This window comes from Chitinophaga sp. LS1 (assembly GCF_034274695.1).
Taxonomy (GTDB): Bacteria; Bacteroidota; Bacteroidia; order Chitinophagales; family Chitinophagaceae; genus Chitinophaga.
Genome location: NZ_CP128362.1, coordinates 6,219,924 through 6,239,032 on the forward strand (window position 1 = coordinate 6,219,924; position 19,109 = coordinate 6,239,032).

11 protein-coding genes are annotated in these 19,109 nt (G+C 44.9%); 5 read left to right on the forward strand and 6 right to left on the reverse strand.

Translation table 11 applies throughout. The features are described 5' to 3' along the window. Nucleotides 1–17: 17 nt before the first annotated feature. The 4 genes from QQL36_RS25550 to QQL36_RS25565 form a co-directional block, all read right to left on the reverse strand. On the reverse strand, nucleotides 18–3,533 hold the full coding sequence (locus tag QQL36_RS25550) for a TonB-dependent receptor (RefSeq protein ID WP_321567205.1): 3,516 nt from the start codon (nucleotides 3,531–3,533) through the stop codon (nucleotides 18–20). Between the two features lie 20 nt (nucleotides 3,534–3,553). Further along, nucleotides 3,554–4,525 carry a FecR family protein gene (locus QQL36_RS25555; protein WP_321567206.1) on the reverse strand — a complete coding sequence of 324 codons (972 nt, stop codon included), beginning with the start codon at nucleotides 4,523–4,525 and terminating at the stop codon, nucleotides 3,554–3,556. A gap of 15 nt (nucleotides 4,526–4,540) precedes the next feature. Continuing rightward, nucleotides 4,541–5,158, reverse strand: a complete 618-nt coding sequence (locus QQL36_RS25560) for an RNA polymerase sigma factor (protein ID WP_083728859.1) — start codon at nucleotides 5,156–5,158, stop codon at nucleotides 4,541–4,543. A 68-nt stretch (nucleotides 5,159–5,226) separates the two neighbouring features. Further along, entirely contained in the window at nucleotides 5,227–6,375 is a 1,149-nt protein-coding gene (locus tag QQL36_RS25565; protein WP_083728861.1) for a GTP-binding protein, read from the reverse strand. A 94-nt stretch (nucleotides 6,376–6,469) separates the two neighbouring features. Between QQL36_RS25565 and QQL36_RS25570 the strand changes: the two genes are divergently transcribed. Then, nucleotides 6,470–7,876, forward strand: coding sequence for a S8/S53 family peptidase (locus QQL36_RS25570; RefSeq protein ID WP_321567207.1), 1,407 nt, complete (start codon nucleotides 6,470–6,472; stop codon nucleotides 7,874–7,876). Here QQL36_RS25570 and QQL36_RS25575 read toward each other — a convergent pair. Further along, complete coding sequence (locus tag QQL36_RS25575) at nucleotides 7,865–8,143, reverse strand: LytTR family DNA-binding domain-containing protein (protein WP_321567208.1); 279 nt, start codon at nucleotides 8,141–8,143, stop codon at nucleotides 7,865–7,867. The genes QQL36_RS25570 and QQL36_RS25575 overlap by 12 nt on opposite strands. A gap of 479 nt (nucleotides 8,144–8,622) precedes the next feature. Further along, the gene (locus QQL36_RS25580; protein ID WP_321567209.1) at nucleotides 8,623–9,345 is read right to left on the reverse strand and encodes an SDR family NAD(P)-dependent oxidoreductase; all 723 of its coding nucleotides are present in this window, start codon (nucleotides 9,343–9,345) and stop codon (nucleotides 8,623–8,625) included. A gap of 337 nt (nucleotides 9,346–9,682) precedes the next feature. Here QQL36_RS25580 and QQL36_RS25585 point away from each other — a divergent pair, with 337 nt between their 5' ends. From QQL36_RS25585 to QQL36_RS25600, 4 genes are read left to right on the forward strand one after another with little or no spacing between them, the layout of a single operon-like run. Continuing rightward, nucleotides 9,683–12,949, forward strand: coding sequence for a SusC/RagA family TonB-linked outer membrane protein (locus tag QQL36_RS25585; RefSeq protein WP_083730389.1), 3,267 nt, complete (start codon nucleotides 9,683–9,685; stop codon nucleotides 12,947–12,949). A gap of 19 nt (nucleotides 12,950–12,968) precedes the next feature. Next, nucleotides 12,969–14,651 (forward strand): RagB/SusD family nutrient uptake outer membrane protein, encoded by a 1,683-nt coding sequence (locus tag QQL36_RS25590; protein WP_083730390.1) that lies wholly within the window; start codon nucleotides 12,969–12,971, stop codon nucleotides 14,649–14,651. A 23-nt stretch (nucleotides 14,652–14,674) separates the two neighbouring features. After that, complete coding sequence (locus QQL36_RS25595) at nucleotides 14,675–17,446, forward strand: SusC/RagA family TonB-linked outer membrane protein (protein ID WP_083730391.1); 2,772 nt, start codon at nucleotides 14,675–14,677, stop codon at nucleotides 17,444–17,446. Nucleotides 17,447–17,459: 13 nt separating this feature from the next. After that, nucleotides 17,460–19,106, forward strand: coding sequence for a RagB/SusD family nutrient uptake outer membrane protein (locus tag QQL36_RS25600; RefSeq protein ID WP_083730393.1), 1,647 nt, complete (start codon nucleotides 17,460–17,462; stop codon nucleotides 19,104–19,106). The last annotated feature ends 3 nt before the right edge of the window (nucleotides 19,107–19,109 follow it).

A 19,109-nucleotide genomic window follows, 5' to 3' on the forward strand; every position in this document is an offset into this window, starting at 1 on the left:
TTTTGAAAATAAAAGGATTAGAAGCCTACCTTAACACCTAGATTATATGCACGTACCAATGGATACTTACCATAGTCTACACCTGGTGTCAGGTTATTTCCATCATTATAATCTACTTCAGGATTGTAACCTTTGTATTTAGAAATAGTGAATAGGTTGTCTACACTTGCATAGACTCTTGCATTGCTCAGACCAAGACGTTTTTTCAGCACTCCCGACTTAATGTCATAACCCAGTGTAGCATTTGTACAACGGAAGAAAGAACCATTCTGCAGGTAGAAAGTAGACAAACGGGTACTATTACTCTGTGTACCACTTCTGGATGCACGGAATACGTGACCGTTACCTGGATTAGCTTCGCTCACATAGTGGCCTGCAGCATCGGCATATTGGTTACCGGAACCTTCCATGTTGTAAAGGTAGTAATCCTGACCATCCAGTACTTTGTTGCCATAAGAACCATTGAAAGAAGAAGAAAAGGTGAAATTCTTATAGCTGGCATTCAGCGCGAAACCATAAGTAAATTTAGCATATGGAGAACCGATCACCTTTTTATCATTATCATTTACAACACCATCCTTATTTACATCTTCAAAGTATAAATCGCCTGCTTTCAATGGAGAACTGTTAGCAGAAGATTCTGCCACCTTGCCCACATCACCAGGTTTGGCCACACCCAATACCTTGAAGCCATAAAACATACCCACCGGTTGGCCTTCCTCTGTAATGTGTGTCTTGTAAGAACGCTCAGCACCAGCCTTGATAATAGTGCTACCACCACCCAGATCCAGTACTTTATTTTTATTGATAGAGATATTACCCGCTACACCCAGGTGAAAATCTTTACCATCAATTACCCTGGCATCAACCTGCAGGTCTATGCCACTATTACGGATCTTTGAATCACGCAGGTTAGTCAGGATGGAAGTAGAACCGGAGATAGCAGAAATTGTTTGTTGGAACAAGAGGTTGTAGGAATAAGAAAGGTAATAGTTAGCAATGAAATTCAAACGACCTTTCAGGATGCCGATGTCAAGACCAGTATTAAACTGTGAAGTAGATTCCCAGCCCAGTTTCTGATCTTTCAGGTCACCCGGATAATAGGCAGAGCTCACAGTACCCGAACCAAATACGGTACCGGTAGCTGTTGCCATAGTAGTCATCGTATTGTAGTTACCGATATTATTGTTACCACTTAAACCCCAGCTGGCACGCAGTTTCAATGTAGATAACTGACCCAGCCAGTCATGGTAGAAAGATTCGCCTGAAATATTCCAGCCTGCGGATACAGACGGGAATAAACCCCACTTGTTCTGAGGACCAAAACGGGAAGAACCATCTGTACGGATAGATCCTGTCAGGAAATATTTTTCATTGTAATTATAACTTGCACGACCAAAATAAGACATCATCGTCCAGGTAGATTTGTAGGCATCCGTCAGTTGGAAATCAGTTCCATCAGCACCTTTTGCAGTGATTTCCTGGATACGATCATCTTCAAAACCTTTTGCAGTCACTTTTACCAGATCAGTGGTATTTATCTGGGCAGAATAACCAGCCAGACCAGTAATATTATGCTTACCAAATCGCTTGTTATAGTTCAGGGTGAACTCAGCCAGCTGGTCTACCACGTTCTGGTTTTGAGCAATACCATTTGCTGCTGCCTTTGCATTGTCAGAATAAGGTGCACTTACGCCACTACTTAAGCTGGTAGGGTAATAATAGTTATACTTCTCGGAATAACTCATCATACCTACGTTTGCCTTCACAGTCAGTTCTGGCAGGATGGTATAAATAGCATAAGCGTTGTAGTTACTACGGTTACCTTTGCGGGTAATGTTAATTTCCTTTGCCAGAGCAATCGGGTTTTCGAAGCTGTTGTAACCATACTTAGTAGACAGTGCAGCAATTTCATTCTTCAGTGGATTACCATTAGAATCGTATGGCTGTGCACTTGGAGGCATCAACAGCGCCGTCATGATCGGGTTGTGATCCCAGCGGCCTTCACTCAATTCCCTGTTCTGGTTGTTGGTGTAAGAAATGTTTACACCCGCCTTCAGTCTTGGATTGATCGTTGCATCCAGGTTCATTCTCAGGTTGATCTTTTTTACACTTGTATTCAGTACCACACCATCCTGATCCTGGTAACCACCACTCATATAATACCTGATATTGTCAGTACCACCAGAGAAGGATACATTGTGACGACCAAAGAAAGCATTCCTGTAAATCAGGTCCTGCCAGTCAGTATTATATTTAGAAGGAATTACCTTTTGATTGGCGAAGTCATAATAGCGGGGATCGATCTGCACAGCGTTCGCATTACCCACATTTGCCACGCGGGTAGCATTGTTATCACTCATCATACCATCATTCCATGTCAAAGAGGTATTGTTTTCTATCAGGTTCCTATAAGTACCATTACGACCGTCTACCAGCAGTTGCAGGAACTGGTTGCTGTCTAACAGCTTCACTTTCTTAGACACCTGGTTTACACCTGTGGTATAACTATATTCCAGTTTACCTCTGCTACCGGATTTACCTCTTTTGGTAGTGATCATCACCACCCCGCCGGAAGCCCGGGAACCATAGATGGCTGCAGAAGCCGCATCTTTGAGGATGTCGATGGTTTCGATATCTTCAGGGTTGATGAAAACGTCTGCATCTACAGGGTAACCATCTACTACATACAATGGATCAGAGCTCGCATTGAAGGAGCCAATACCACGCACACGGATCTTGGTGCTCTTGTAAGGTGCACCGCTCACCTGCGATACCTGTACACCTGCTACTTTACCTACAATCGCCTGACCTACGGTAGGTGCTGTGAGGTTCATTTCGCTCGCTTTTACGCTGGATACAGCACCGGTCAGATCGCTCTTTCTTACAGACTGGTAACCGATGGCTACCACTTCCTGGAGCTGGCTGTTCTGGCTTTTCAGACGTACGTTCAGAATGTTCTCTGAAGTAACCGGTACTTCCTGTGGAGCGAAACCGATGAAGTTAAATACCAGAACATCACCGATGTTTACTTTGATGGAGTACTTACCATCAACATCGGTAGTTGTGTTTACCTTAGATGTTTTTTCGTGAATGCTCACACCTGGAATAGGCATGTTGCTTTCGTCAGTAACCACACCTGAGATGGTCACTGTTGCGGCATCGGTAGTTTGTGCTACTACAACCGGAACAGCTTTTATTTTTTCAATCTTCAGGAAGATGTGACGCTCATCCACCTGTTTCACAGCACCTTCGTACCCTTTCAGTAAATCCTGCAAAACGGACGCCAGTGGAGCAGCAGCAGCTTTGTAGCTCACAAGCTGATTATCTGCAACATGTGTAGTATTGTAACCAATGGAAAGGCCAGTCTGAGATTCAATGAGTAAAAATACTTTTCTGAGTGGTGTGTTTTTAACGTCTAAATTAATGCGGGTATCACGCACCTGTATCGTGATCTGGCTGCGCAGTTCTGTCGCAAAACCCATTACATGACAAGTCAATAATATGAGCAGCAGGTACGCCCGGTGCGTCATATTTGTTGGCATTTTACATCTTATTCGCATGATGCTGTGTTGATTTTAATTTCATTATGATTAATCTGATAGGTAATGCCGGATAACTGTGACAGCAATCTCATGGCATTCTCCACCGTTTCATTTTTTAACTGTAATGTGTATTTACAATTGTGTCTGGCTTGTCCTGTCAGGGTGATATGGATATTGTATTGTCGTTCTAAAACAGCGGCTATTTCCGGAATACTGGCTTGTTCGAAGTAGAAAACATTGTTCTGCCATGCGGCAATTTCATTTGACTTTCCTGTACCTATGTTTAAGGAGTCGTGTTCTTTATTGTAGGTCAATACCTGGTCTTTGGTCAAACCTGCGGAGAGTACAGTAGTTTGGGTAGCTGCCTTTTTCTCGATCCTTACTTTACCGGTCAGTACCGCAATCTCTACGTCTTTTTCACCGGGATAGGCTTTCACGTTGAAGGAAGTACCCAATACTACTGTTTGCAGGTTTCCACTACGAACAATAAATGGTTTTGCAATATGCTGCGCTACATCAAACACGGCTTCACCTGTCAGTTCGAGCACACGGTCACGTACGCCAAAGTCAGACGGGATGCGGAGTTGCGTATTCGCATTGATGGTCACGATACTACCATCAGGCAAGGTGATCTTTTTACGCTCAGCTTTTCCTGCCTGCAACAAGGCATAGGTAATGGGAGCAGGAGGCTGGTGTAATTGTTTATATATAAATAGGACAGACGTACATACTAATATAAATACGGCGGCAACTTTCAGGATGCGTGGCAATACACGCACCTTCACCTTTGGATGGAATATGCGCTCCAAAGCCTCCAGGGCAGCGTCATTAGCAGCATCCGTAAATGCCGGATCGTCTTGTAATTCTTCGAAAGAATCAAACCACTCCCTGATACGGGCAGCTTCCTCCGGCGTAGCTTCACCGGCTCTGTATTTTTTAAAAAGCGATAATATCTCTGCTTTGTCTGATGATGTGTGCATTCATCAGTATAGTCTCTAAATCATATAAGCGGTACCGTTAAGGAATTGTAAACACAATGTTAACAGAATGTAAACAGAGAGCCAATGGTCTGTTTGTAGACGGAGACGGATCCTTTTGAGGGCAAGCGATATGGTATTCTTTACGGTTTGCTCTGAGAGTCCGTATTCCTGGGCTATTTCGTGGATAGACTTAGATTCCCAGCGGCTGGAAATAAAAACTTTCCGCATGGTATCATTCATCTTTGCGACTTCAGTATCCACCTTTTCCCGCATTTCGACGGCTATTAACTGGTTCTCGACAGGGAAAGTACTGGGTTCGTCTTTTTCTAATAAGGTAGTTTGCCGCGCTAATATTTTTTTGTGCGCTATCTGCCAGTCTATTACAGAATAGTAGGCGGCACGGCACATGTAGTTGAAGATCTTTTCGGGGTTTTGAATGTTGTGCCGGTTATTCCAGCAGGAGATCAGTACTTCCTGCAGTATATCTTTGGCGTCATCTTCCAATCGCACGCGGGCATAGATATACTTATACAACGCTACATTGTAGCGTAATACAAGTATGGCAAAAGCTTTCTCATCGTTCTCCTTCCGGACTAAGGATAATAATTCCGCATCGGTCAAATTCTTCATCATAAGACGGAGCTCTAAAGCGATGCGAAATTATTATTGAAAAAAATGGTTCTATATTATGTTTAAGTTAACTACAAGGGAAACTCATCTGAAAACCTTTGTCCTCTTTGCATTGCTGCGATTTCCACAGGTGTGCATAAACAGTTTTCCAGTTCTATGGTGATTAAATCCTTGTCCATATCCTTGCCGATGATAACAAGTTCATTGTATCTATCTCCAAAATTTTTATCCCACCTGCTTTCTATTTCTTCTTTGTAATCGAGGAAGCTGGCGTAGCGGATACGGTCTTTGTAGGGCATACTACACCACCATACACCGGCTTTTTCAGCGCGGAGACTACCTCCGGCCTGACTCCAGTTAATAGCGTCATCCTGCCGGGAAGCGAGCCAGAAGAGACCTTTACTGCGAATGATGTTGGAGTGCCATTCCTCGTTTAAATATCGCCAGAAGCGGGCTGGGTGAAAGGGTTCACGGCTGCGGAAGACAAAGCTGCTGATGCCGTATTCTTCGGTTTCCGGTGTATGGTATTCTTTGTTGAGTTCTTCGATCCAGCCGGCTTGTTGACTGGTGGTGTCGAAATCAAATAAGTGAGTATTCAGTATGTCAGCAGGGGCAATTTTTCCAAATTCGCTGGTGATGATCTTTGCACCGGGATTTAGTTTTTTAATCATGGCTTTTAAAGTGCCTAACATCTCTGGTGTGATCAGGTCTGTTTTATTTAATATAATAACATTCGCAAATTCCAATTGGTCAGTAAGCAGGTTTACCACTGTCCGCTCCTCATGGATACGGGTGCTGCCATAGTCCTGGAGGAAGTTGTAGGAGTCCACAACAGTAACTAAGGTATCAAGTCTGGATAATTCATCAAGCGTGCCGTAGGTAAATGTTTGCGCTACGGGAAGCGGTTCGCTGATACCGGAGCTTTCTATTAATAAATAGTCGAACCGCTTTTCATTGGCCAATTTTTCTACTTCAATAAGTAGGTCTTCGCGGAGGGTGCAGCAGATGCAGCCGTTGCTCATCTCTACGAGTTTTTCTTCTGTTCTGTTGAGGGTATTTTCATTCTTTACGAGTTGGGCATCTATGTTCACCTCACTCATATCGTTGACAATAACGGCCACTTTCAGGCCTTCTTTATTATGTAGGATATGATTGAGCAAAGAAGTCTTACCGGCACCCAGGAAACCACTGAGTACCGTTACAGGCAAACGGTCTGTCATTATTATATGTATTATTTGCAGTAAAGATATGCAACTTTGTTGCAAATGAAACTTTTCAATAAAACTTTCGTAACTTCTATGTAAATCCTTTGTTATGAAACCCATCTACCCTATTCTGTGCCTGCTGGCACTCAGCGCCTGTTCCCGGAAGGATACGCTTCCCACTATCAACAATTCAAATCCTGACACGATTATTCCGAAATCTGCTATCAATGATTTTATTGAACAACGACTTAAAGAGGAGGATCATTTCGACTGGGCCATGGCCAATGATAGTATGTTGTGGAGTGCATTGATTCAGTCAGATAGTGTATTAAGTATAGGCTATAATACCGGCGATAAGGAGAAAGTATTAAAAGTGGTAAAGGAACATGAAGGCGCGCTTATTTATCCATTTAAAGAAGGGAAATTGCCATTTCTTAACTTGAAAGTGGGTAATTATGCTACGATCAAAGCACTGCGTGGATTTGTTCGCTATGCAGATCCTATTGGCTATGGTGCTTATAGTCAGGCTAATGCAAGGCCTGCCAGTAGCTTATTGAATTTCGGCTGCGGGAGTAATACAGCCCAAACGAATATTAAATATACTTCGATACTCCCTGCAGCCAAGCAATCCTGGAATTACACTTATCACCACATTCCTGAGGCATGGGCACAATCTACAGGAGCAAATATCAAGGTTATGATTATTGATACGGGTATCAGTGATGCGCAGGAAAACTTAGGCTCCGCATTCAATCAGGGTTACTCTTCGGGACGAAGCATTGCACGTGCGGTGACATATTCCGGTGCTACCACCAATGACGATTGCGGGCATGGTACCAGTATGGCGGGTGTACTGGCAGGACCTCGGGGCACAGATGGCAATACTGCTGGCATTGCCTACAATTGTAATCTGCTCATGGTACATGCGGCTGAAAATGTGGTGATCCTCTCTTCAAAATCTGTAAATGGTGTAACTGATGCTTATGTACTGGGTGCAGATGATCCGGATGTAAAGATCATCAGTATGAGTTTGGGTACCATCTTTAGCTATGGTCAGATCAAGGATGCGATTGCTTATGCTGATAGCAAACAGAAATTGATGTTCTGTGCCGCAGGTACTTCATTTTCATTCTTTGCAAGTTTTGTGGGAGTGATCTTTCCGGCTAACCAGCCACAGGTACATGCTGTAACGGGGGTGAAAGATAACCTGACCACACGTTGTGACGACTGTCACGTAGGGAGCAAAGTAGATTTTACAATAGTGATGGAAAAAGCCAGTAACGGTTTGCATCCATTGAGTATTGCGATGAGCGGGGATGTACCTTCCACAGTAGGCGGGTCTTCTGTAGCAACGGCAAGTTGTTCTGCCATCGCAGCATTGATATGGAGTAAAAACCCGGGTTATCCAAGAGATAGCATTATCAGCAAGATGCAGAGAGCAGGCACCTACCCTGTGACCCGCAATAGTTCTTTTGGCTGGGGGATAGTGAATGTCGCTACGGCCTTATCGCTTTAGGAAACGATTATGTAAAATGCGTTGTAGTGTTTCTTCCTTCTGATATTTGGAAACTGGAATCTGGAAAGCACCTACATACAGCGTGTTACCTTCAATACTATTGATTTTGTCGATGGCCACCAGGTAAGACTTGTGTGGTTGTACAAAAGATGTTGCGGGCAGGTGCTCCTGCAACATCTTTAATGTAAGGTGTGTGATGATCTTTCTGTCAGGTACGTGAATAGCAGCATAATTCTCCATGGCTTCGACAAAGAGAATGTCATTCACGCTGATCTTTTCCAGCTTGCTATCAACTTTTACAAAGAAGTAATCGCTTGTGGATGGTTGGGTTTGGAAATGGTCATAGATCTTATTGGCTGTTTTGAGAAAGCGTTCAAAAGAAATAGGTTTTAATAAATAGTCCAGTACTTCCAGTTCATATCCATGTAGTGCGTATTTTTCGTACGCAGTGGTAAATACGACCTTTGGCGGGCGGGTAAGGGTTTTTTAATAATTCAATACCTGTCATATAAGGCATCTCAATATCCAGGAATAAAACATCTACCTGTTGTTGTTTTAGCTACGAGTTCAATTCAATGGCATTTTCACACACGTCTTTCAGATCAAGAAGATCAATCTTCTCAAGATTGCATAAGTTTGAGTTTATGCAGGAAAATTAGCGAGGATGTTGGGGAGGGGGAAATAAGTTTGACGTAAGGGCGGATTTTGGTGGTGTAGGGGGGGATAGAAAGAAAGACCTTTTAAAACTATGGCAATCTCGCCGCCAACTTTTCAGGCATCAATCTCAATACCTGATATATTAATTTCCATTTTATGCCCGGTACAATCGTAAACCCATTACCTGCATTTACAATTTCATTCGCAATAAACGAAGGTTCCATTAATAAAGACTCCGGGAGGTCAAGTCCGGCCGTCATCTTGCTACGGATATAGCCTGCTACTATCACATTTACCACGACCTTTCTGGCAAACAAATATTGTCTCATCCCTGCCAGATATTGGGTAAATGCTGCTTTTGTACTACCGTAAATAAAGTTACTTTTTCGTCCACGTACACCTGATAACGAGGATAGCCCGATGATCCGTTCCAGGTGCTCATTCCCCTTGTCATTTACAATGATATTAATGATGGATACAGCGCCGGCATAGTGTACCTGCATCATCCGATAACAACCTTCCCAATCTGTCAGGGCCTGTTCATTCGTTACCTGAAAACCGGCTGAATATACAACGATATGGGGTTTTGCAGGCAATGAAGCGTAGAAAGCCACATGTGTTTCAAAAGCAATGGCATCAAAATAACAGATAGTCAACCGGCTATCAGAAACCTTCTTCGCTTCCATAAACGATTCTATTGCTGCTGTACTACGGGAGGCTGCTATCACCTGATACCCTTTTTCGAGATATAATAATGTAGCTTCTTTCGCTACATCAGAATTGGCGCCGAGGATCAATACAGTTTTGGACATATAAAGCAAGCTAAGAAAAAACTAAATCATTTTAGCAACCCCATCGGCTAAAATCCTGCTATTCTTTGTTAATTCCCGCAAATACCCTCTCCTTTTTTCATAATACTTTTCCATCCAGCATTCACCTAACTGTAGTTATGAAAACAATTGTAAACGATTACTCTGATTCACCAAAGGGCCAACATCCTTTATTACATCCACAAGAAAAACTGTTTTATTATGAACCAAATTGTAAACGATTACGTTCCATCGCTACCTTTTTTATTTCGAATGATGCAAACGTTTGCAGACAACCACTAATCGGGGATTCCATTTTGTAAAAACCAATTTCTACATCATGATCAAACGACTACTCTTACAATGGTCGGTAGCCCTCCTATTGCTTGAACTAATAGGATTACCCACTACCTACGGGCAAAGCTCCCTTACTGTAAGCGGTACGGTACGCTCCGGCAATGAAGTGCTCATCGGCGTGAGCGTCTACCAGAAGAACAATATCAACATCGCTACCAAAACAGACGAAAACGGTCACTTCAAACTTACTGTACCAGACAATGCTACCCTGATCTTCTCTTTCATCGGTTACCATCGGCAGGAGGTGAATGTCAATGCACGCCCGGTTCTCAACATCAACCTCGTCACGGAAGATAAAGCGCTCGGCGAAGTGGTGGTTGTCGGCTACGGCAAACAAAAAGCACCTACCGTGACAGGGGCTATTTCTACCGTTGGTGGCAAAGAGCTCGTCTCCACCCCTGTGTCTAACATCACCAATATGCTTGTAGGGCGAGCCTCCGGTATCAGCGCCGTACAATCCAGCGGTGAACCCGGTCAGAATGCTGCGACCATTCACATTCGTGGTATTGCCACTTTAAACGGTCAGGATCCGCTCATCGTAATCGATGGTATACAGCAACCGGCAGAGCAGCCTTACGTGGTGCTCAACGCCATGGATGCAAACGAAATCGAAGGCATCTCTATTCTGAAAGATGCTTCTGCTACCGCTGTATATGGTATCCGGGGCGCGAACGGTGTCATCATCGTCACCACCAAAAGAGGGAAACTCAATAAACCTACCTTCGGCTTCACCGCAAATGGCGGTTTTACAAACGCTACCTCCCTCCTGCCCATTCTCAACTCTTATCAATACGCCCTCTTCCGTAATGAAGGTGTCCGCAACGCGGAGGCCGCCGGCAACAGCAGCTTTGACAACCTGCTCTTCACCGACAATGAATTGTGGAAGTTCAAAAATAACAGGGACTATACTACAGACGAAATCAACAGCCTTGAAATCGGAACCAGCGACAGACAGGCACTGGCCAACAGCCCCGCCCTGTACTACACTTCGCATAACTATTTCAAGGAAATCTTCGGAGGTAAGGGCCAGCAACAACAATACAACATGAATATATCCGGCGGAGTTGAAAAAGTAAGGTACTTTGCTTCGCTAGGCTACTATCACCAGCAAGGTATTCTCAACGACTACAATTACGGTGGTTCTAATACGAATTCCAACTTCAAACGTTATAACTTCCGATCCAACTTCGACATCGACGTATTCAAAAACTTCCAGATCAGCGTGAACCTGGCGGGGCAATCAACCGTTGGCCATGTGCCTTCAGGCGGCTATAGCTCTACAGACCAGGGCGATCGCTACCAGCTTATCATCCAGAAGATCTTTGAGAGTAGTCCGTTCGTAGGCCCCAACTTCGTTAATGGCAAACTGGTGAATGGGTTTATCGGTACCTCCGGCGATGGCATTAATCCCCTTGTTGATAAAGGTGGGAGTGGTGTCTCTCCCATCAGTGACTTCCTCAGTGCCGGTACGCTGAATCAGTATATTACAACTCTCACCAGCACCGTGAACCTGAAGCACCAGATGGACTACATCACCCAGGGACTGAATCTGAATGGAAAGATCGCCTATGATGACAGTTATACGAAGGGCTTCTACCAAACCACCAGCATTCCGCTTTACAAAGCCATGCGCGATCCCAACAATCCTAATAACATTGTGCTTGCCGGTGGTCAGTTAAACCCTGACTACACCTCCGACAACTGGGGTAATGGTGCCTGGCGCAAAGTATACCTGGAAGCTTCTATCGACTACGCCCACAGTTTTGGCAATCACAACGTGTCCGCATTATTCCTTGGCAATGCCCAGAAATACACGGCACACGATCTAACCTATAACACACCCTCCGGTTTAATGGGTTTGGTAGGCCGTGTTACATACAACTTTAGTGAACGCTACCTGCTGGAATTCAACATGGGTCTGAATGGTACTGAAAACTTCGCACCTAAGCGCCGCTTTGGTTACTTCCCCGCTGTATCTGCGGGTTGGGTTGTGACAAAAGAACCATTCTATCCGAAGAACGATGTGCTTACCTGGCTCAAACTTCGTGGCTCCTATGGAGAAGTCGGTAGCGACAGATTGGGAAGTCGCCGCTATCTCTACCTGCCAAATGGCTGGTCATCCAGTTCAAGCGGTTACTATTTTGGCAATAGCAATGGTAGTAGTGCAAACCCTTATTTCTCAGGCGCCAGCGAAACCACTTTGGGTAATCCTGACGTGACCTGGGAACGTGCAAAGAAACTAAATCTTGCCGCTGACCTGCGTTTGTGGAAGGATAAGATCACTCTCTCCGCTACCCTCTTCAGGGAAAACAGGAATAACATCCTCGTGAACCTCCAAACGATCCCGGCTACTTATGGGGTATCCTCTTCCATCGTACCTCCTGCGAATATTGGCCGCGTCAGCAACCAGGGATATGAGATCGAACTGGGGTACAATGATAATATTGGTAAACTCAGTTATTTCCTCCGTGCCAACTTCTCCTACGCGCGCAATAAAATTGAATATATGGCAGAGCCGTCTTACCAATATCCATGGATGAACGAGACCGGCTACAGCATTGGGCAATACAAAGGTTATGTATGGGATGGTTTCTTCAACACTACCGAAGAACTGAATAACCGCCCATATAATACGAACGGCAATCAGGCAAGACTGGGCAATATCCGTTACAAAGATATCAACGGCGACGGCATCATTGATACCAAAGACCAGGTGCCTATCGGCTACTCCAATCTGCCTCGCATAGCCTACAACCTGACCATCGGTTTCTCTTATAAAGGATTCGATATCTCTGCCCTCTTTATCGGTACAGCACAGGGTTCCTTCCCGCAATCCGGTTATGTGCTGAGTACCCCATTTGCCAAGAACGTAGGTGCTGTATTCCAGCCTTACTACGATGGCCACTGGACACAGGAAAAGTATGAGAATGGTGAAAAGATTACCTATCCCTCCTTCTCTTTCAGTGGTTCCGGCCCCAATAACCTTTTCAGCGACTTCTGGCTCAAGTCTAACAACTTCAAGCGCCTCAAGAACCTTGAAATAGGTTACAGCATCCAGGACAGGGGATTACTCACCCGCGCGCATATCCGAAGTATCCGCTTCTACGCCAATGGTAATAACCTCATTACCTGGAGCAAAGAAGTGATGAAAGGCATTGACCCTGAGCTGGCGGACGATGGCAAGAACAGTATGGGATATATGTACCCGCTGACCCGCACGTTCAACTTCGGTACCAATATCCAGTTCTGATCCACTAAAAATATTTGAGATGAAACCTTACTATATCATATGCATGGTGCTGTTGCTGTTTGCCTGCCAGAAGGACTTTCTGCAAATGCCCATCTCCAATACAACAACGACAGATTCGGTATTCTCTACGACTATCAAAGCGCAGGGAGCTATCGCCAACGCCTATAAGAAAGTGCTCTGTCAGGGTCTGCCCTATCAGGGTAACTGGAACTCACTCATCCAGGACAATATATCCGGCGCTCTCACCTATGGCTTCTCCTGGACATGGGGTTATGGTATTGCCACCAGTACCGGCCTCACTGCAACAGGCAATACGGAAGACATGGATGGCTACGCCTATAATTTCACTGCCATCAGACAGGCCTACCTCGTCAGGGAAAACATCGACAAGGTCACCGACATGACGGCAGCTGACAAAGCCATTGTGAAAGCAGAAATGCTGGCACTCATCGCTTACGACTATGAACAAATGGTGATCATGTACGGAGGTGTTCCTATCGTGACCAAATCACTGACTGTAAACGATGACCTGAATATTCCCCGTGCTCCAGTAGCAGAAGTAATAGATTCTATCAGCAGCTGGTGTGATGCTGCAGCAGCTGTATTGCCAGCCGTATGGTCTGCTACCTGGACCGGCCGGATGACGAAGTCCGCCGCCTTGTCCATCAAAGCAAAGGCGCTGTTATACGCGGCACGTCCTCTTTTTAATACAGCTACGCCTTATCTGGATCTGGGAGCTAATAATAACCTCATCTGCATGGGCAATGAAGACGCTTCCCGCTGGCAAACGGCTGCCATCGCTGCCGAAGCTGTGATCAAAGAAGCAGAAACCAATGGAGGTATTAAGATCATCAATACCGGCAATCCGCTGGATGATTATGGTACAGCGACCTCCACACCTGCCAACGCCGAGATCATACTGGCATTTAAATACGATGCCGGTGGTAGTGGCATGAACACGTTTTACAACATGCATAACTGGCAGGCATATGGAAATGGGCTCACTACCAGTTATCTCGAGAACTACTACAAAGCAGATGGCACCGACCAGGTATGGCCAACTGCCACCACAGCCTTTTCTGACTACACCACCCGTATACAGGCTATGGAACCCCGTTTCAAAGCGAGTTTCAAAGCATGGGAGATTGACACCTGGAACAACCCGAATGATAATAACTGGGCGAATTCCAACCTCTTTCAATGGGCGATGAACGTAGCCGCTGTACCTGTAAAGTTCTATTACAAAGCAGGCACCCGTAACTGGTTTGAGTTCCCCATCTTCCGTCTCGCGGCTTATTATTTATCTGCAGCAGAAGCGTACAACGAATTGGGACAATCTGCCAATGCACTGGCTAAACTCAACATCATTCATCAGCGTGCCGGCCTGCCAGCTATTACTGAAACCGATCAGGCAAAATTGAGAACGATTATCCAGAGAGAATGGGCAGCAGAGTTCTTCGATGAGAACTACTGGCTGCATGATATCAAACACTGGAAAAGAACAGATATCGGTGACGGCCTGATTGGCGGCGTGATTCGCACCCTGCATTTCAACAGTGATGTAGGATCAAAAATGACAGGTAATACGGACTATCATGATGGCAAGATGTACCTGGGCTTCTGGGCACCCCGTCAGTTCCTCAATCCTTTCCCGCAAACGGAAATCAACAAGGGTACCCTGATCCAGAATCCCGGCTACTAATCACGCTTTAAAAATTATTGAACATGCGCTACAGAACGCTACTATATATGCTGGCCTTTTCCGGTAAAGTGCTGGCGCAATCCGTTCCGGATTCGATACCTACGGCTTCCGTATCAAAAGTATCCGGAGAGGAATTATACAGGACACCGGCTGCAAATATCACCAATACCTTCTATGGCCGTCTGCCCGGTATCATCACCGAACAGGCCAGCGGCGAGCCGGGCTATGACAATGCCAGCTTTGTGATACGCGGCATGGGCACTTACGACAACAATGACATCGCCATATTTGTAGATGGATTTCAGGTGAACAATACCTACTTCCAGTATTTATCTGCCATAGAAATTGCGGAAGTTAAATTATATAAAGACGCCGCAGCACTCGCTGCCTTTGGGATGCGTGGCGCGAACGGCGTACTATGGATCACTACAAAAAGAGGCCATGCAGGCAAACCCACTGTACAGGTGCAGGTGAGAAATGGCGTACAACAGGCTGAGAATATCAATAAGCCATTGCGGTCTTATGACTATGCACGACTCTATAATCAGGCTGTCAGCAATGACCTGTATGCGGTAAACAATCATCAATATATTTACACGCCAAAGTATACCACCACACAACTGGAGGCGTATAAAAATGGTACGGGTACAGATATAGACTGGTTTGATGAAGTTCTGAAAAAGAACGCCGTATTCAGAGATGCGAATATTACTTTCAGTGGCGGTGATACAACTACCCGATATGCACTCATCGTAGATTACATGAAGAACCAGGGTTTGTATAATGTGGCGACAAATGCCACTACTTCAAATGCACAGATCCAGCGCTTTAACCTGCGGGCCAACCTGGATTTTAGCTTTTTCAAAATATTTGAAGCCAAAGTAGACCTGGGTGGCCGTATTGAAGACAGGCGATATCCGAACTTCAACGGCCCGAGCTTATGGAATAATATGGCGGTGTACCCTTCCAATGTGTACCCGGTGAAAGATGAAACGGGCAACTGGTCAGGCACGACCGTTTATTCAAATAACCCTGTAGCATCACTGAAAGCACTGGGTTGGACATCGACACATGACAGAACATTACAGGCGAATTTTAACCTGAAAGAAAAACTGGATTTCATTACTCCCGGGTTATACCTGAGTGAAGCAGTGAGTTTCAATACATGGACCAGAAGCGCTGCCAGCAAAACAGCTACCTATGCACGTTATTATAATGGCGTGCAAACAACAACTGATGTTACTTCAGATCTTGTAGCCAGTGCCAGTTCACCGACTAACCAGTACGACTGGAAACAGGCTAACCTGAGTGCCGGGTATGACCGTACTTTTGGTTCCCATGCGGTACATGCACTGGTGAATTATTTTGCCAGCAACTATATAGAAGACTGGAATGGTAATTTCAATGGTTCAGGGTATAATACAGGTAATAACATCTTCCATCACTATACGAACTTAGGTGGCACCATTGATTATACATACCGTAATAAGTATATGCTAGGATTTGGCTTTGGATATAGCGGTTCAGACAACTATGCTATAGGTCATAACCATGGTTTCTATCCGGCCATCTCTGCAGGATGGATTGCATTGACAGCGCCTTTGTACCTGAAAGTCAGGGCTTCTGCAGGCAAATCAGGAAATGAAAACTCTGCACAGGGCAGGTATCTTTACCAGCAGTATTATGGTACCTCTACCGCATTTTATACGGGGGTGACCAGTTTGAATTCCAACACAGCCATCGCACCTACTTATATAGCCAACCCCGACATCTTTGCAGAGCATAGCATGAAGTATAATGTCGGTTTTGATATGACCCTGTTTAAGAAACTGGATATTATAGCAGATGCATACATGGATAAACGTGGTGGTATTATCACCTACGATCAGGCCAGTTATGCCGCGACTATTGGTACGGCACTGATGTTTAAGAACATCGGGAAGATGACAAATAAAGGATTTGAACTCACCATGAACTACCACGATACATGGAAAGGATTGGGTTACCATGTAGGAGGCAGTATGCTGTATCATAAGAACACGGTAGACTATAAAGCTGAAATTACCCCTGTGAATAGTTTTAGTAAAACGACAGGATTATCTGTCAGTACGCCCACAGGCTTAATAGCAGAAGGGTTTTACCAGACAGACGATTTCAATGCAGATGGTACATTAAAGTCAGGACAACCAGTACCTGTTTTTGGTGCAGTACAACCTGGAGATCTGAAATACAAAGACCTTGACAATAGCGGATTCGTGGATCAGAATGACGTGACTAAGATCGGGCATCCGGCCTATCCATCCCTGTATTACTCTTTTAATGCATCACTGGATTACAAGGGTTTTGATGTGGCAATCCTATTCCAGGGAGGTGCTGGTGCTGATTTCAATCTGCTAAATGCAGCAACGCAGACCCTGGCATTCGTAAGTAATAACAATGCCTTCCCAATGGCCAAAGGCGCCTGGGCCTATTATCCGTCAGAAGGTATTGACACACGGAGCACAGCTACCTATCCACGGCTCACTACACAATCAAATACCAATAACTACCGGAATTCAACTTTCTGGATAAAGAAAAACAATTACCTGCGGATCAGGAATATAGAAGTAGGCTATTCTTTGCCTGAGGCATTCCTGAAAAGAGCACACCTGAGTCGTTTGCGCTTGTTCATGAGTGCGACGAATCCAGTCACCATCAGCAAGCTCTTAAGAGATTACAACTTTGATCCGGAGACCCCAACAGGATATCCGGGACTGAAATCGTACATCGGTGGACTCAGTGTTTCATTTAACTAATAAAATGACCCTCATGCAGAAACTAACAATCTATATAGTCATTTTGCTGGTGCTGAGTGCCTGTTCAAAAGACTTTCTAAATACAAAGATCGATTCATCTGAGACAGACAAGACGCTCAATTCGGATTACAGTACGCTGATCTCGCTGGGCAATGCGCCGTATGCATATATCAGGAATGGCTTTTTATCTGTGGATGGTAATCTCTTTGCAGCAGCCACGGACGAGGCAGAGCAGACTTCAGGCATTTCCGATGCACAGCTGTTTAACCAGGGGAGCTGGAATGCGACGACGAATCCGGATAACTATTACAGTAGCTATTATAGGGGGATCAGGGCGGCGAATTACTTCCTGGAACACTCCGTGAATTACAAAGATATCTTAGGCACTAACAGGGACACGATCTCTGCTGCCGGTGCTATCAGTTACAAAAATGATGTGATGAATGTGGCATGGTATAGAGCGGAAGCACACATTTTGAGAGCATACTTCTATTTTGAATTATCAAAAAGATATGGAGGTGTACCACTGCTGACAAGGGTGCTGAATGCGGATGAGAATACGATTATGCCGGCTACACCTTATGATAGTGTGATGAATTTTGTAGTTGACGAGGTAACATTATATCAGGACAGTTTGCAGGTGAACTGGAAAACCTCTTCTTTTTCCAATTATGATGGCCGGTTCACAAAGGGCGTGGCACTGGCATTAAAGGCAAGAGCATTACTATATTGGGCCAGTCCATTGCACAATACAAGCGGAGATGTATTGAGATGGCAGCAGGCAGCTGCTGCAGCCCATGATGTAATTGCGTTAGGGATATATAGTTTATCAAATGATTACAGGAATTACTTTTTGCAAAGTAATACGTTAAGCAGCGGCGAAACGATTTTGGCAGTCAGGCAGACAGCGAATCATTACATGGAAACCATGAACTATCCCATCAGTACTTCCGGTGGTCAGAGCGGAGTAACGCCTTCAGAAAATCTTGTATCAGATTATGAATATACTGGTACGCCGGATCCCGCGAATCCATATACCAACCGTGATCCAAGACTGGGGATGAGTGTCGTGACGAATGGAAGTACATGGAATAGCAGGGTGATCAACGAAGCTCCGGGGGGTACGGATGATATGGCAAATACGAATGCAAGTAAGACGGGGTATTATCTGAAAAAATTCCTGAATGATGGATTGAATCTTGTGCAGGGAGGTACTGCCACACACCATTGGGTGGTAATGCGATATGGAGAAGTATTGCTGGAATATGCAGAGGCAATGAATGAAGCCTATGGCCCGGATAATGATAATGGATATGGATTAACAGCCAGAGCCGCGATCAATATGGTGCGTGCACGTACGGGGGTAAATATGCCGGCGGTAACAGCCACCAATCAGGACGAATTCAGAACTGCTGTAAAGCATGAAAGAAGAATTGAATTAGCATTTGAGGATTACAGATACTGGGACCTGCTTAGATGGAAGGATGCAGAAACGGCCTTAAATAAGCCTCTGTTAGGCGTAAAAGTGAATAATGGTGTATACACCACATTCAGCGTAGAAGAGCGCGTTTTTAACGCCAGTAAGATGTATTATTATCCATTTCCGCAGACGGAAATCAGTATTTCCAAAGGAGTGCTGGTGCAAAACCCGGGTTGGTAATTC